The organism is Olivibacter ginsenosidimutans, assembly GCF_039542865.1.
Taxonomy (GTDB): domain Bacteria; phylum Bacteroidota; class Bacteroidia; order Sphingobacteriales; family Sphingobacteriaceae; genus Olivibacter; species Olivibacter ginsenosidimutans.
Genome location: NZ_BAABIQ010000008.1, coordinates 61,982 through 74,848, shown reverse-complemented (window position 1 = coordinate 74,848; position 12,867 = coordinate 61,982). Strand labels below are relative to the sequence as shown.

General features: G+C 39.2%; 10 protein-coding genes and 2 tRNA genes. 6 read left to right on the top strand and 6 right to left on the bottom strand.

The window, feature by feature from the left end; all coding sequences use genetic code 11:
- The first annotated feature begins 14 nt into the window (after positions 1 to 14).
- The 6 genes from ABD930_RS07600 to ABD930_RS07575 all read left to right on the top strand — a co-directional run bounded on the left by ABD930_RS07600 (position 15) and on the right by ABD930_RS07575 (position 3,921).
- Positions 15 to 1,472, top strand: a complete 1,458-nt coding sequence (locus tag ABD930_RS07600; RefSeq protein WP_345231119.1) for a Gfo/Idh/MocA family protein — start codon at positions 15 to 17, stop codon at positions 1,470 to 1,472.
- An 18-nt stretch (positions 1,473 to 1,490) separates the two neighbouring features.
- Positions 1,491 to 2,060, top strand: a complete 570-nt coding sequence (locus ABD930_RS07595) for a gluconate 2-dehydrogenase subunit 3 family protein (RefSeq protein ID WP_345231118.1) — start codon at positions 1,491 to 1,493, stop codon at positions 2,058 to 2,060.
- A 101-nt stretch (positions 2,061 to 2,161) separates the two neighbouring features.
- Positions 2,162 to 2,878: a tRNA1(Val) (adenine(37)-N6)-methyltransferase gene (locus ABD930_RS07590; RefSeq protein WP_345231117.1), complete on the top strand. Its 717-nt coding sequence runs from the start codon at positions 2,162 to 2,164 to the stop codon at positions 2,876 to 2,878.
- A gap of 47 nt (positions 2,879 to 2,925) precedes the next feature.
- On the top strand, positions 2,926 to 3,447 hold the full coding sequence (gene idi, locus ABD930_RS07585; RefSeq protein ID WP_345231116.1) for an isopentenyl-diphosphate Delta-isomerase: 522 nt from the start codon (positions 2,926 to 2,928) through the stop codon (positions 3,445 to 3,447).
- A 280-nt stretch (positions 3,448 to 3,727) separates the two neighbouring features.
- A tRNA-Leu gene (locus ABD930_RS07580) sits at positions 3,728 to 3,813 on the top strand.
- A gap of 22 nt (positions 3,814 to 3,835) precedes the next feature.
- Positions 3,836 to 3,921, top strand: a tRNA-Leu gene (locus ABD930_RS07575).
- Between the two features lie 133 nt (positions 3,922 to 4,054).
- Here the strand turns inward: ABD930_RS07575 and ABD930_RS07570 are convergent.
- The 6 genes from ABD930_RS07570 to ABD930_RS07545 form a co-directional block, all read right to left on the bottom strand.
- Positions 4,055 to 7,231, bottom strand: coding sequence for an efflux RND transporter permease subunit (locus ABD930_RS07570; protein ID WP_345231115.1), 3,177 nt, complete (start codon positions 7,229 to 7,231; stop codon positions 4,055 to 4,057).
- A gap of 17 nt (positions 7,232 to 7,248) precedes the next feature.
- Positions 7,249 to 8,424 (bottom strand): efflux RND transporter periplasmic adaptor subunit, encoded by a 1,176-nt coding sequence (locus ABD930_RS07565; RefSeq protein ID WP_345231114.1) that lies wholly within the window; start codon positions 8,422 to 8,424, stop codon positions 7,249 to 7,251.
- Positions 8,425 to 8,435: 11 nt separating this feature from the next.
- Complete coding sequence (locus tag ABD930_RS07560; RefSeq protein ID WP_345231113.1) at positions 8,436 to 9,773, bottom strand: TolC family protein; 1,338 nt, start codon at positions 9,771 to 9,773, stop codon at positions 8,436 to 8,438.
- A 36-nt stretch (positions 9,774 to 9,809) separates the two neighbouring features.
- Positions 9,810 to 10,409, bottom strand: a complete 600-nt coding sequence (locus ABD930_RS07555) for a TetR/AcrR family transcriptional regulator (protein ID WP_345231112.1) — start codon at positions 10,407 to 10,409, stop codon at positions 9,810 to 9,812.
- Between the two features lie 150 nt (positions 10,410 to 10,559).
- Entirely contained in the window at positions 10,560 to 11,339 is a 780-nt protein-coding gene (locus tag ABD930_RS07550) for an enoyl-CoA hydratase/isomerase family protein (RefSeq protein WP_345231111.1), read from the bottom strand.
- Positions 11,336 to 12,850 carry an ATP-binding cassette domain-containing protein gene (locus tag ABD930_RS07545; RefSeq protein ID WP_345231110.1) on the bottom strand — a complete coding sequence of 505 codons (1,515 nt, stop codon included), beginning with the start codon at positions 12,848 to 12,850 and terminating at the stop codon, positions 11,336 to 11,338. The genes ABD930_RS07550 and ABD930_RS07545 overlap by 4 nt, the downstream gene beginning before the upstream one ends.
- Positions 12,851 to 12,867: the final 17 nt, after the last annotated feature.

Here is a 12,867-nt window from a genome sequence, read left to right as displayed (position 1 = left end):
ACGCTTATAAAACCATGTCTGATACTAATAAAAAAAAGGAGATCAAAACGAATGAATCAAGAAGGAACTTCATAAAATCTGGCGCCTTAGCTGCAGCAGGTTTTATGATTGTTCCCCGACACGTATTGGGAGGGGTAGGCTTCGTTGCCCCTAGTGACAAACTGCAAGTGGCAGGTATTGGAGCTGGAGGTAAGGGCGAGAGTGATATCCATGCCTTCTTTGAAAGTGGAAAAGCAGATATCGCTTATCTCTGCGATGTAGATGATAGACGAGCAGCTTCTTCTGTAAAAAGATTCCCTAAAGCAAAGTACTACAAAGATTTCAGGGAAATGTTAGATAAAGAGCAGAAACATATTGATGCTGTATCCGTGTCGACACCTGATCATAATCATGCGATCATTGCTTTAGCTGCCATGCAGTTAGGAAAACACGTTTATGTACAAAAGCCACTAACCCATGATGTATGGGAAGCACGTGTACTGACAGATGCTGCTAAAAAATATAAAGTGGTGACGCAAATGGGAAACCAAGGAGCATCAAATGATGGTCCAAGACAGGCTCGCGAATGGTATGAAGCGGGTATCATTGGCGATGTACATACGGTATATTGTTGGACAGACAGACCTGTTTGGCCTTCAGGTATACAATGGCCGACTCAAAAAGCAGAAATTCCAAAAGAGTTGGATTGGAATTTATGGTTGGGTACCGCTCCGCAAAAAGATTATGTAGATAAATTGGTTCCATTTAACTGGCGTGGTTGGTGGGATTATGGCACTGGAGCACTAGGAGACATGGGTTGCCATCTTTTGGAAATGCCATTCAGCGTCTTAGGCTTAAATTATGTTCAAGATGTGCAAGCAAGTGTTGGTACCGTATATGTTGACGAATTTAAACGTGGATATTTCCCTGAAAGTTGTCCGCCATCCAGCCATGCGACATTAACATTTCCTAAGGGGCAGCGTACCAGTGGACCAGTAACGTTACATTGGATGGATGGAGGGATTCAACCTGAACGTCCTGAAGAGTTGGAACCTAACGAAATCTATGGTGACGGTGGTAATGGTATTTTGCTTATTGGTACCAAAGGAAAAATCTTAGCTGATACCTATGGAAAAAATGCACGTTTATTACCAACGTCAAAGACAGCAACCGTTAACGTTCCGAAAAAATATGAACGTGTACCGGGCCAAGAAGGCGGACATTATGCACAATGGGTTGAAGCCTGTATAGCAGGTTATGGAAAAAAACCGGTAAGTTCTCCATTTGAAATTGCTGGTCCGCTAACAGAAGCCTTATTAATGGCTAACTTAGCTATTAGAGGTGCCGATCTGCGCATAGATAATCAGTATCCAGGAAGAAACATTAAATTGGTTTGGGATAATAATGCCATGAAGGTAACGAATTTTGATGCCGTCAACCAATTTGTTAAACGGAATTACCGTTCTGGATGGGATATTAACTATACAATATAACGTTAAAACGAATTAAACATGAATAGAAGAGAGGCCTTAAGCCGTGTTGCTTGGATTATGGGAGGTACCGTTATTGGTGCCAATCTCTTCCTAGAGGGCTGTACGCGGCCTGCGTCAAAAGACGTAGCGAGCTTATTTCAGGAAGATCAAATAGATTATCTAGGAGATATCGCTGAAACTATTTTGCCACAAACGTCATCACCTGGGGCTAAGGAAGCTGGTGTGGGCGCATTTATCCCAGTAATGGTGCGCGATTGTTATACCCCTGAGGATCAAAAAGTTTTTCTAGAAGGTTTAGGAAAACTGGAAAAAGCAGCTAAAGATAAGTATAGTAAAAATTTTCAGGAATTAACTAAAGAAGATCGAACTGCTTTGTTAACCGAAATCGATAAAGAAGCTAAAGAATATAATAAGAATAAGAAAGAAGGCGAACCTAATCATTATTTTGGTATGATTAAACAACTTACCCTTCTTGGTTTCTTTACTTCGGAATTGGGGGCAACAAAAGCATTACGGTATGTGATGATTCCAGGTCGTTACGATGGTAACTTGCCCTATAAAAAAGGAGATAAGGCTTGGGCTACCTAGCATGAATTGCTGATGCATAGTATTATTTAACTAATATAAGGCTATCCTGCTTTTAGGGTAGCCTTATTCTATTTACAATCGTATAGCCCTTCTAATTCCCTATGTCGACTATATTTAGGTTTAAACAATTTGAGATTGATCAAGAGGGAAGTGCCATGAAGATCAACACAGATGGTATTTTATTAGGAGCTTTAGTAGAAAAAAAGGATCCCGTACATATATTGGATATCGGAACAGGTACAGGAGTCATTGCTATGATGTTGGCACAACGGTATCCAAAAGCAATCATTGATGCTATAGAAATTGATGAACCTTCTTTTATGTTATCCAAAAAAAATTTTGAACAGTCGATTTTCTCTGAGCGAGTCTTTCCGCATCACGGCGCTTTTCAACATTTTCATCCAACAAAAAGCTATGATCTTATTATTAGCAATCCACCCTTTTTTCTACAGGCACTCCAAAACACCGATAGACGTAAGTCGACTGCACGGCATACAACGGTTACCTTTTATGATGATTTAATCCGGAAAGCCATTGATTGGTTAACTATAGGAGGGACATTACAAATGGTATTACCGCTTGGTTTAGCCGATTACATCTTAAAACAGACAAAAGATACCGACCTTGTTTTGGAGAAAACCATTTGCTTACGATCTTTTGTCGAAAGCCCACCTTTTCGAAAAATTATTTCTTTACGAAAAAGAGGACTACAAGACGTAATAGTGCCAGAAGAACACTATTTTACCCTTTATCAAAATAGAGGAACTCATTCAACAGCGTATCGTACACTATTACAACCATTTTTTCTGAATTTTTGACTATATAATTTTAAATCGCTGAATTTTGTACGTAACCATCTTAGCTAATGCAAAAAGTAATATTAGTAAACGAAGCCGATGAAATAATCGGTAGCATGGAAAAACTGGAAGCCCATAAAAAGGGGGTACTTCATCGTGCTTTTAGTATATTCATTTTTAACAACAGCGGAGAATTGTTATTACAAAGAAGAGCCTTAGAAAAATACCATAGTGGTGGTTTGTGGACAAATACCTGCTGTAGCCATCCGTCACCTATAGAAGATACATTGAAAGCGGCTGAAAATAGACTTGTGGAAGAAATGGGCTTTCGTGCGAAGCTTCAATTTCTATTTTCTTTTATTTATCAAACAAACTTTCCCAATGGATTAATTGAACATGAATTAGATCATGTATTTGTTGGACATTATAATGGCCCGGTAACGATTAATAGGGAAGAGGCTATGGATTACCAATGGATGTCTTACAAAGCATTGCAAGAAGCTACTATTCAGTACCCGCAAAAGTTTACTTTTTGGTTTCTGAAAATCTATGAGAAGGTAATGCGGCAACACAACATTACGGACAAATAATCTTCTTGTGTTAGACGGGTAAATTTCAACTGGTCTCCTTTTCTTGCAAATGGTGTTAAATTGCCGCTAATATATCTTTAAAGTAAATTGGTCTTCTTGATAATAGTTATTTGTGCTTAAATAACGATAGCGTTTAGGAAAAAAATTGAACCCAATACAAGTGCTATATTTTTGCCCTAAATAAACCCTCAATGGCAGAGTAGAGATCGATAATTTTACTTGGATATACATGTATTATTTATTTTGTATATCAAGTAAAATTATCTAAGTTTGCACGCACGCCCGGGTGGCGAAATTGGTAAACGTTGCGGTCTCAGAAGCCGTTGAGCTTAGCTCTTGAGGGTTCGAGTCCCTCCTCGGGCACCAAGCGTGTAAATAGATTACCCCTGCGCGAGTGGCGAAATTGGTAGACGCACCATCTTGAGGGGGTGGCGCCCTAAGGGCGTGGCAGTTCGAATCTGCTCTCGCGCACCAACGAAAAAGAACCTTTGCAAAAAGCAAGGGTTTTTTTATGCGATGGCGGGCCACGTTTATACTTGAGAATGTCAATGCATAAAAAAAGGCTGACCATTATCCGGTCAACCTTTTTACGATCACTTATTTATATTTAATCTTCTGAATGTAGCATATCCTTATGATCATCGGGGTTGTAATTCGCCTGCAGTTCTTCTAATTTTTTCTTGCCATAGGCTAATCGAGTAATTAGCACAAAAAGTACAGGTACAATAAATATCGCCAATAGTGTAGCGGCGAGCATCCCGCCAAAAACCGTCCATCCGATCGTTTGCCGTGACATTGCACCAGCACCATGAGATAACATTAATGGTATAATACCCAAGATAAAGGCCATTGAGGTCATGACAATTGGTCGGAGCCTTAATTTAACAGCATCTATGGTAGCTGCTAATAATTCCATGCCCATATCTACCCGTTCTTTAGCAAATTCGACAATCAGAATAGCATTTTTCGCCGCGAGACCAATTAAGGTTACCAAACCAATCTGTGCATAGATATTGTTATCTAGTTTGGGTAGGAAGGTCAGTGCGAGAATAGCGCCAAACACACCTACTGGAACGGACATCAAGATGGAGAATGGTACAGACCAACTTTCATATAATGCAGCAAGTAAGAGGAAGACGAAGACAATACAAAGAGCAAAAATCATAACCGTCTTATTGCCCGCTTCTTTTTCCTGCAAACTTAGCCCTGCAAAACTGGTTGTATAACCATTCGGTAACGTTTGGGCGGCGACTTCCTCCAATGCTTTCAATGCGTCACCACTACTATAACCGGGAGCAGCATTACCACTTATTTCAATAGATCGGAAGATATTAAAGTGGTTAATGATAGATGGATTTTCAACAACCTTATAGTTTACTAATGTACCTAAGGGAACAGAAATTCCTTTAGTATTTTGTACATACAGATTGTTGATGTTTTCAATGTGTTGACGGTAACTTGTGTCGGCTTGCGTTACCACGCGGAAAGTACGGCCATAGAGTACAAAGTCGTTCACATAGCTGCTACCGAAATAGTTTGAAATGGTGCTATATACGGCATTAATGGGTACACCCATTTTCCGTGCTTGCTCACGATTTACTTCTACTTTATAATTTGGTGTTGACGTGTTAAATAAGGTATAAGCCATTGCAATTTCGGGACGTTGATTAGCCGCCATCAAAAATTTACCAACTACACCTTCAAAAGCTTTTACATCACCAGTCTGTTGCTCTTCTATTTCCAAAGTAAATCCTCCCGTTGTACCTAAACCGGGGATTGGTGGTGGTGAAGCGGCAATCAAGCTACCTTTAGGATTAGCCATATATTTACCCATCAGTTGTTGGGTAATTTCCGTGACCGACCGATGACGTTCCTCCCATGGCTTTAATTGAATAAAGCAAGTAGCAGCACTGGATTTGAAAGCCCGGTTCAAGATATTAATTCCCGAGATTGACGTTATATTCTTGACTTCAGGAATTTCTTTTTGAATATATTGAGTTATTTCATCTAAATATTCATTCGTTCTGGCTGCAGAAGCTCCCTCTGGTAAAGAAATTCCCATGAAGAATATACCTGCATCTTCTTGCGGAATAAAACCGCTTGGCTTGGCCGTAAACATACCGTAAGTTCCGACAAAGATACAGATAAGGATAATCATCACGAATGGTGTCTTTTTAATACACCATTGTACGCCTTTTGAATATTTCTGCGTTATGCGATGAAACCACGTGTTGAATAAGTAAAACAAGCGATCTAGTCCCCTTGAATCTTTATCTAACTTCATCGGTTTCAGCATGAGCGAACAAAGAGCCGGTGTTAACGATAGCGCTATGAATGCAGAAAGCAGTACAGAAACAGCGATAGTAATGGCAAATTGTTGATATAGTTTGCCAACCATACCGGGGATGAACCCTACCGGAATAAACACCGCAGCTAATATTAATGCAATAGCAATAACTGGTGCGGTGATATCACTCATGGCTTTCTTCGTCGCCTCCTTAGCGGAAAGATGTTCATTATCAATATAGTGCTGCACAGCTTCCACAACCACAATGGCATCATCCACCACTATACCAATGGCCAATACGAATGCCAGCATCGTTAGGGTATTGATCGAAAATCCTAGCAATATGAAGAAAATAAAGGTACCAACAATAGACACGGGAATGGCCAATACCGGAATAAGGGTAGCGCGCCAGCTTTGTAAAAACACGAACACAACAACGGTAACCAATACAAGCGCTTCAATTAAGGTATGGATAACCGAACTGATAGAAGCCTTTACCATTGTGATGGTTTCATAACTGATCACGTAGTCCACGTCATCTGGGAATGATTTTTTCAAGGTTTCCAATGCTTGTTCAATCCCTTCGGCGGTTTCTACTGCATTACCTCCAGGCATCTGATTAATCATCATCATGGAGGACACTTGACCATTTACCTTAGACGTAGTTGAGTAAGCAAATTCTCCCAATTCAATTCGGGCGACATCTTTTAAATAAACCAACGATCCATCGGCATTCGTTTTCACAATAATGTCTTTGAATTGATCTGGTGTAATTAAATCGCCATCTAAGATTACATTAAACTCGAAAGCCTGCGATTTAGATTGAGGTTTTGCACCAACACTACCCCCAGGAATACGTAAATTTTGCTCTTGGATAGCGGCATTAATGTCTGCAGGAGTTAAGTTTAAATTGGACAACTTATCAGCATCTAACCATACCCGCATACTAAAAGGTTGTCCAAAAGGTGTTACATCCCCAACACCCGGAACACGTAGCAAGGCATCTTTGACATAGATTTGAACGTAATTTGATAGGAATTTCTCATCATGCGTGCCCTTGGGAGATACCAGTCCAGCCACCATCAAAATATCATTGTTGGCTTTTCTGGTAACAATTCCTAAACGCCTAACTGCTTCAGGCAGAGCTGGTTCTGCAATACCTACACGGTTTTGAACATCGAGAGTAGCGATATCAATGTCTGTACCTACATCGAAAGTAACCGTGATAGACGATCGACCATCGGAAGTACTATTGGATTGCATATAGGTCATTCCAGGTGTACCATTAATCTGACTTTCAACAGGAGTAGTTACGGTTTGCTCTACTGTTGCTGCATCAGCACCGGTATACGTTCCGGTTACGGTTACAGTGGGAGGAGCAATATCGGGATACTGGCTAATAGGAAGCGTCGTAATCGCAATTGCACCTATAATAACGAGGAGTATAGAAATGACAATTGCTGTTACTGGCCTTTTTATAAATACTTCAGATATCATGTTTTGCTTGTTATAAACTATTTCTTACTTGAACCTTGTCCTTGCCCTTGTGGAGCTTGTTGCTTTGCAACCTCACTTTGGTCAACAACCTTCGCACCGGGTTGCAGGTTTTGCGTTCCTTCAACGACAATTTTTTGTCCTGATTTTAATCCTTCGTTAATTACAACCTTGTCTGCTATCTTTGTTCCCAACGTAACTGGTTGCGATATAACCGTACTACTATCTGTTACCACATAGACCTTAAACTCGCCTAATTGCTCAATAACAGCTTGATAAGGAATAACCGGCATTTTAGCGGTTGAATTAGTAGCAACTAGTACATTGGTATTCATTCCCGCTCTCAATGCGTTATCTTGATTTTGGAATGAAGCTCGAACGGTAATTGTTCCGGTGGAAGGATCAACGGCCCGATCAATTGCTGTTATCGTACCCGGTTTGCTATACGTTTCGTTTCCAGAAAGTTGCAAGGTAATCACCGAATCCTTTAGGGTTGATGCTCCATTTTTTTGTAAATCAACGAATTGTTTAATATAACGTTCATTAACTGGAAAATCCACCGCAATAGGATTTGTGGAAGAAATCGTATTGATCAATGTGGAACCCGCAGTAACCAAAGCTCCAGTACGAACCTGAGAAATGCCAACCGTACCATTGAAAGGGGCGCGGATAACTGATCGATCTAGATCGGTGGTTGCCGAAGTCAATGCTGCTTGTGCGGAAGTAACTTGTGCTTGCGCATTATTCAAATCCGTTAAGGCATAATCTAATGTCTGTTTGGCAATAGCGTCTTGTTCTGCCAAACGCTTGTATCGTTCAACATCTTTGCTAACCTTAGTAAAATTTGCCTGCGCTATCGTCAAGCTTGCTTTTGCCTGTTCTTGCGCTGCTTGATAACGCGTGCGGTCAATTTCATAAAGTTTTTGTCCTTTAGTTACTGTAGCACCGTCTGGAACCAAGATAGCCGTAACATAGCCATTAACTTCCGCGCGTAATTCTGTTTGATTTAAGGCTACCACCGTACCAGGAAAATTACTAACGTTTTTAACAACCTCTTCTGGAACGGTAGCTATGGCAACAGGTACTGGACCTCCTGCACCTGGACGTTGCTGTGCTTGCTGGTTTTTATTACCACAGGAAGATAACATGAAGCCCCCAGATAAAATAGCCAAAAAATGTATTAAATTTCTATTCATGTTTTTTCGTTTTATTGCTGATTAAAAGTGATATTACCCAACGCTTGCTGTACATCCAATTTACCTGATAGAACAGCATACAATGCATTTAAATAGTTAATTTGTGTTGTCCTAAGATCTGTTTCTGCGGTCATTAAATCTAGATACGTTTTGATACCTTCATCATATTGCAATTTAATGGTATTATATACTTCTTTTGATAACTCCACATTCTCTTTAGCTGTCTTCCAATCGTTCATATTCGATTTATAAGTAGCCATTGCCTGTTGATAATCGGTATTCAATTGATTCTTCAAATTGATTAAATCCCAATCAATTCGTTTTTCCTGTAATTTCGACTTTTTAATCTCTTGAATACGCTTGGTTCCTTGAAAGATAGGCAAGGATAGCGTTACGCCAAAAACAGATCGCGGGTAATCCTGATCATAAAGAGAAGAAAAACCACTGTTTGTACGCCAATCCCATGCATAATTGTAAAAGGCAGATAAGTTAGGCAGAAATGTCCATTTATTGTATTGGGTATTAATGTGCTGCAGGTTTTGCTGCGTTAATAACTGTTGATATTCAATTCGCCTTTCTATTTGGAGTGCTTCGGTAGTATCGACAACCATTTCTTCTTCCATACGTTTTCCATCGTAAGACAGTTCTAGCGGATGGTTAATATCTACACCAACTAATTCTTTGAGATACGCATATTTATATTTAAGCATTTCTACTGTCCGTTTTTTTTCAGCTTCGGTATTGCTTAAGGTAATCTGTGCACGCTTGAAATCCGTTTTGTCCACCAATCCGGTTTCATACCGAGCGTTAGCGTCACTCAGTTGTTTTTTGATCCGAGTGATATTTTCATCTATAATTTTTATTTGCTCTTCGCTGGTTAAGACATCATAAAAAGCTTTACTTACCGCTACGGTCATATTAATTTTGGCATTTTCTGTATTCTGTGCATTCTGCAGTTTAACGTATTTAGCTGCTTTTGATGCTTGGATTAAAGATGGATCCAGAATTTTTTGATCGGCCTGTAAAACCGCAGCAGAAGTGTGTTTTTGCCCAATCTTGACGACCTGATCGCCAAAAGCACTTGTTGGAATCTTTATGTTATAGTTATAATTGGCATTAGCACTAATCTGTGGAAACCATCCGGACAATGCCGAAGCCACATCTCTTTTGCCAATTTCTTCATCAATAAGCGCTTGTTGCACAGTTGCTTGGTTTTGTAAAGCATAATCTACACACTGCTGCAAAGTGGCTTGTTGTGGCAAGTCGCTACTTCGCGCCAATGTATCCTGTGCCTTTGCCCCTAATCCAGGGAGTGTTAAAAATAGTAAACCTAAAAATGAATACTTCATATGTAATGTATAATAAATGCTATAGAAAATATGTTCTTAATTGCTCCTGCTTCTTAAACCTTCCCATAAAATATCGGCCATGTCTGCTAATTTTTCTTCAGTAAATGTATGAAATCCATTATTATGTTGTTTAGCTGCTGAAATTAATCCACCCATATATAAACAAGCAATAATATTGATGTCATAAGGCTTGATATATTGATCACGAATAGCACGCTGAAAAAAACCTTTAAAATGATCTTCATATAACTTGTTTTGATCAGAATGGATCATTCGTTGAAACGGACTTGAAAAAAATTGCTCCATAAAGGAAAGCACCTTTGGATTTTGAGTGAAATAATGGTACAAGTTAATCCAAATACATTTAAAACCGACTTCATATCGGGTAGAAGTAAGGTCTTTAATCTTAAAAATTTGATCGGAAATGGTTTTCCGTACATATTCAAACAATTCCATAATCATGGTATCCTTTGAATCAAAATAATGATAAATAGTACCAGCTGCAATACCGGCACGTTTGGCTAATAAACTCATGGGAACCCCCATTAAACCATGCTCATCTATAAGATCAAGCATATTCTCTAGAATAATTCTTTTCTTTTCCTGATTGTTTTCCACTTCCAATTGAACGTTCATTCGGTCGCCAAAGCTAAGAAATATTTATTAGCTGTATATTATGCAATTAATTTGTGACAGAAAAAAGATATTTAAATTACAAAAGAAAAATATAATTGTTTTATCGGATTGATAATCAATACATAATATCTTTATTGGCCTTGAAGTGAGCTATCGTTTTTTGGTTTTAAATTGCTTTAATAAAGATTTTGTTTTCTTATCGACGACCAGCTTCCCGCTAATTTCAGCTTGATTAAATAAAAGTGCATCCCAATCTGCTGTGCCTTTCCACAACATTTTTTTAATTTCCGAGAGCGCAAGTGGTGAATAACTAACCAATCGTTCACAAAAATCTTTTAATAATGTGTCCATTGTATGAATATCCTGACTCACGACTTGAAATAAGCCCGCCTCTAGGCCCCACTGAGCGGATTTGAATACATCTGGTTGTAGCGTTAATTCAGTTAACTTACTCAAGCCTATTTTTCGTTGAATGACTGGCGCAACAACAAAAGGGCCGATACCTATGGATAATTCACTAAGTTTTATTTGTGCATGGATAGTGGCAAAACAATAATCGCAAGCAGCAGCTAGACCAACAGCTCCTCCTACGGCTTTTCCTTGTATGCGTCCGACCACAAGTTGATTGGCCAGACGAATAGCATTAATTACATGTACAAAGCCATTAAAAAAGGTTTTTCCTTCTACTGCATTTTCAATGGATAATAGTTCGTCAAAATTAGCCCCAGCACAGAAAGTGCGGTCACCTTCGCTTTGCAGAACGATAAGCTTTATGGTCACTGTTTTACCAAGACGCCTAATAAGCGCTGCTAAACGAGACAAAAGAGCACTTGGTAGGGCATTGTGGGCAGGATGGGAAAAGGTAATGTAGGCAACCTTACCATCAATGGTCGTTGCTACAGTTCCAGTATCTAAATGATGTTTCTTCATGGCTTCTTTGTTATGATTTTTCCATTTTTCAATTTCAAGAGCCGATCAACGGTTTCCGGAATATCTTCTACATAATGACTTACATAGATAATGGTTGCCGCTGTATGTTTACATATTTCGTCAATAATCATTTTAAAATAATCCCGTTGCTCAGTAGACAAACCCTGACAAGGCTCATCTAAAATTAAAACTGGCGGTTTTTTCACGAGGGCTCTTGCAAGTAAACACAGTCGTTGTTCGCTGGTAGATACGGTTCTTAATCTCTTTTTTTCCAGTGATTGAATGCCAAATATATTCAACCATCGTAAAGCTTCTTCCTCCTGTTGCTTACTCGCTTTCCTGAATAGTCCGTCAGTATCATAAAAACCAGAAATAATGACCTGTAAACAAGTTTGATCTGCCGGAAAGTACTGATGCAACTCTGGTGATACAAAGCCTATCTTTTTCTTAATATCCCAAATACTTTCGCCAGAGCCTCTTTTTCTATCAAATAATATGATGTGATTGGCATAAGCTTGCGGATTATCACCATTAATTAAACTGAGGAGCGTTGATTTTCCGGCTCCATTATGCCCTTGTAAAACCCAACGTTCACCTTGAAGAATTTCCCAATTGATATGATCGAGGATTTGCCTATCGTCATATTTCACAGATACATCCTTCATATATACGATTTGATTAAATTTTTGAAAAGAGTAGTGGGCTAATTCCTCTCTTAATAAATCACGATTTCCCAGAAACGGATCTTGAACGGTCAACGTATCCAGTTCTTTTAATATAGTCTCTTTAGGACCTTGCTTAAGCATTTTCCCTTTTTCCAATACGGCAATATGGGTAATTGCCTTTGGGATTTCAGTAGGGGAGGTGCAAATGATGATATGAACGCCTGATGCGATAATACGTTCAATAATTCTATCAAAATTAGCACGAGTTGCCGCATCTAAACCAATTAAGGGTTGATCCATTAATAAAAGTTTTGGATTTCTTAATAAGGCAAGGGCGATGGTCAGTCTTCGGGTTTCACCATTGGATAATTTAATGATGGATTTATCTAATAAATACTCCAATCCCAACGCTTCGGTTACGCTATTTACCGTCCAATAGCCTGCTAAAGCACTTTTTACACGAGTTAGGTAGTCGTAAACCGTATCGGCATCATCGGCATCCATACTATTGAAACGTTGTTGGTAATAAAAACCTTGTACATGCGCCTTATTTTTAAATTGGTGTCTAGGTGTTGTCAGCGCTAATAAATCTTGATGGCTGTGGGACATACCATCTAGGCGATTAAGCGTCAGGTATTCATGGGCGTAATGATGCTGTATTGCCCCATGGCTGATGGCCAGTTTTCCGATAATGGTATTTAGAAAAGCAGATTTGCCTGCGCCCGAACTTCCTACTAGCGCCCAATGCTGCCCTTCATGAATATTAAAATTGATTTGTTGGAGAATGTATTGTCCATTAAGTTTAACGTCTACATCTATTAACGAAAGTAATTGCTTATTATCCATTTGCGCTTGTTTATAGG